Source organism: Candidatus Cryosericum odellii (assembly GCF_003570935.1).
In the GTDB taxonomy this organism is placed as follows: domain Bacteria; phylum Caldisericota; class Caldisericia; order Cryosericales; family Cryosericaceae; genus Cryosericum; species Cryosericum odellii.
This window is the reverse complement of the sequence record NZ_QXIU01000177.1, coordinates 1-3,260: the sequence shown is the minus strand read 5'-3', so window position 1 is coordinate 3,260 and position 3,260 is coordinate 1. Positions and strand designations below refer to the sequence as shown.

At 62.2% G+C, this 3,260-nt stretch carries 2 protein-coding genes; one reads left to right on the top strand and one right to left on the bottom strand.

Features of this window, described 5'->3' with window-relative positions:
- Positions 1–1,645: ATP-binding protein (locus SMC5_RS10745; RefSeq protein WP_119120169.1), on the top strand; the 1,645-nt coding region annotated here is incomplete at its 5' end.
- Between the two features lie 91 nt (positions 1,646–1,736).
- On the opposite strand, the gene SMC5_RS07215 is transcribed toward SMC5_RS10745, so the two are convergent.
- Positions 1,737–3,260 (bottom strand): hybrid sensor histidine kinase/response regulator (locus SMC5_RS07215; RefSeq protein WP_119120168.1); only part of this gene is annotated, 1,524 nt, incomplete at its 5' end.

Below are 3,260 nucleotides of genomic sequence, written 5' to 3'. Positions count from 1 at the left end.
GAACCCGCCGTTCGAGAAGCTTGGCGTCTTCGAGGTGGACACCTTCTTTCCGCCAAGGGAACGGCTGGAGCTTGCCATGCGCATCAACGGCCTCATTGCTTCCCCCTCGTTCCAGTCCTGGTTGAACGGTGCTCCTCTGGATGTCGAGAGGTTCCTTCACGCACCGGACGGCAGGCCGCGTTGCAGTATCTTCGCCATTGCACACCTGTCTGACGTGGAGCGCATGTTCTTCGTGACACTCCTGCTCCAGGAGGTTCTTGCCTGGATGCGTCTTCAGCAGGGGACGGATTCTCTGCGTGCCCTCCTGTACTTCGACGAGGTGTTCGGGTACTTCCCGCCATACCCGTTCAATCCGCCCTCCAAGGTGCCACTGCTCACCCTGATGAAGCAGGCGCGCGCCTTCGGGCTCGGCGTGGTGCTGGCGACCCAGAACCCCGTGGACGTCGACTACAAGGGTCTCAGCAATGCTGGTACCTGGATCATCGGCAAACTACAGCAGGACGGCGACCGCGAACGTGTGCTGGGTGGCCTCGAGGGAGCGCTGCAGGAAGGGGGCGGCACGCTCGACCGGGCGTGGTTCAGCGGCGTTCTTGGCAGTCTCAAGCCGCGCCAGTTTCTGTTGCACAACGTCCATACCGCCAGGCATATCGTCATGCAGTCGCGCTTCGCGATGAGCTATCTGCGTGGACCCCTCACCAAGGCCCAGATCGGTCAGCTGATGGCATCACGGAAGATCGAGTTCGAGCATGTCACGCACGAAGCGATGCCGACGTCGGGACCGTCGCGATACCGGCCAGCCATCCCTGACGGCGTCCCGGTCCAGTTCGCCCCCGTCCCGGCGGGGACCACGCTCGACCCATTCGTGTTCGGCGAAGCGGACGTGGCGTACGAAGATAAGACGACCGGAGCATTCGTGCAGGAGCATCTGCTGCTTTCCGTCCCGGTCTCGCAATGGCCCGCCGTCGACTGGACCACGGCGGAGCAGCTGCCCGAGGGCATAACGTGGTTGGACAAGGTTCCCGAGGGCGTATTGCTCGAAGAGGTTCCTGCGGACCTGCAGAAGCCGACGTCCTGGAAGACCCTCACGGCGCGGCTCAAAGACGTCCTGAAGATCCGGTCCCTGACGTTGCTGACGAGCAAGCCGTATGAGGTTGCTCAGCAGGACGGCGAAACGGAAGGCCAGTTCATGGCGCGACTCGGCGTCCTGTCCGCCCCCGACATCACCGGAGCGGTCAACAAGGTACGGGAGAAGCTGGAGGAGAAACAGCACAAGCTGCAGGACGACCTGACCGAGGCGCAGCAGCGTCTCAACATCGCGCAGATGGAAGCGCGTAACCGCAGCTCGGTGGCGACCATGCAGACGGCGGAGGCGTTCCTGGGTCTGCTGGTGAGGCGCAAGCGCAGCTTCACGGCGGGCGTCCGGACGCGGGGAACAGCCCAGACGTTACAGGAGAAAGCCAGGGACCTCCAGCAGAAGGTGAACGACCTTCAGCAGCAGGTGGCGGTGCTGGCGGCGCAGACGCAGGCGACGGTGATGGCAGAGGAACAGGCTGCCCGGGCGAAGTACCTGGCAGTGGAAGCCAAATTGCTCCGTCCGAAGGTAAGCAATATCGTCGTCAAACGGGTTGGCGTCGTCTTCCGCTAGACGCTATAACGTTTCCACTATTGAATCTGCCCGGCCCATGCTCATGCTTGATGGGACCGGGCAGACACTCTGCAGGCGGACCCGTGGAAACTCAGGACGGCTGGTCTGCCAGTGCGTCGGCGACCGCGGTGATAAGGTCCTCCATGTGATATGGCTTCTGTACGTAGCCGACCATGCCTGCATCAAGGGTGTCCTGCGCATGCCCATCCAGACCGTAGCCTGTGGACAGGATGGCGCGCACGTCGGGGTCGATGGCCTTGAGGGCTTTGAAGCATTCCTGGCCATCCTTGCCGGGCATGACCATGTCGATGATGACGAGGTCGGCTTCGTGGGGATGTGCGCGGTACCAGGCGACCGCCTCCGTGGTATCGGCAGCGGTGACGACGTCGTACCCTGACCGCCGCAGCATCTCGTGCGTCAGCTTGCGGACGACTTCTTCGTCGTCGACGACCAGGATGCGCCCGTGTCCCTTGCGTGGAAGATCGGCAGGGTGCGCAGTCGCAGGGACGACGTCCGTCGCTGGGACGTACACAGTAAACGTGGTCCCCTTGCCGATATTGCTCTCGACATCGATGAATCCCTGGTGTGCCTTCACGATCCCATATACCATAGCCAGTCCCATGCCGGTCCCCTTGTCTAAGGCCTTGGTCGTGAAGAAGGGCTCGAAGATGCGGCGGAGGTTTTTCTTCTCGATGCCGACGCCGGTGTCAGAGACTGATAGCGCGACAAACATGCCTGGCTCGGCTCCGGGGTGTGCCATGACCTGTTCGGCATCAAGTCCCTGGCGCCATGTCCGGAATGTCAGGCTCCCACCCTGTGGCATCGCGTCGCGTCCGTTGATGGCCAGGTTGAGGACGATCTGCTGAAGTTGTCCGGGATCTCCCAGGACGGTTGCCTGGTCCGTATCGAAGTGTTCGGTCACACTGATGTTCTTGTTGACCGTTCGGGTGAGAAGCGACACGACCTCGAGGATAGTGCTGTTGAGGTCGACGGTGGTATTCTGACGCTTGCCCCGCCTGGCGAAGCTCAGCAGCTGTTTGGTGAGCTCCGCAGCTCTCTCGGCCGCCTGCTGGATGACGTGCAGTCCCTCCTGCATGGTACTGCCCGGAGCAGCGTCTGGCTCCAGCATGTTGGCATACCCCAGGATGCCCGTCAGGATGTTGTTGAAATCGTGGGCGACGCCACCGGCCAGAAGTCCGATACCTTCCAGCTTCTGGGACTGGCGCAACTGCTCCTCGAGAGCAGCCTCCTGCGTGATGTCACGCCCAACGTAGGTATAGTTTGCAACCTCGTCGCCGGGGCCTCGGACGGGACTGACCGTCAAGTCGAGTTCCACCAGGCTGCCATCCTTGCGAACGTTCGTGATTTTCTTTTTCCAGCTGTCGTAGGTGGTCAGGTGCTCTTCTGCGCGCCGTTCGAGAGGGAGTGCAACCTCGTCGCCCAGAAGTCCCCGGATGTTGTGCCCTCTGCTTTCGACGGCTGAGAACCCGGTTGCGTGCTCGAATGCAGGGTTGATATAGGTGACGACGCCGTTGGGATCGGTGATGGCGATGGCCTCGGCCGCCTGTTCGATGGCGGTGGCCAGACGAAGTGCCCTGGCCTCGGCCCGTTCGCG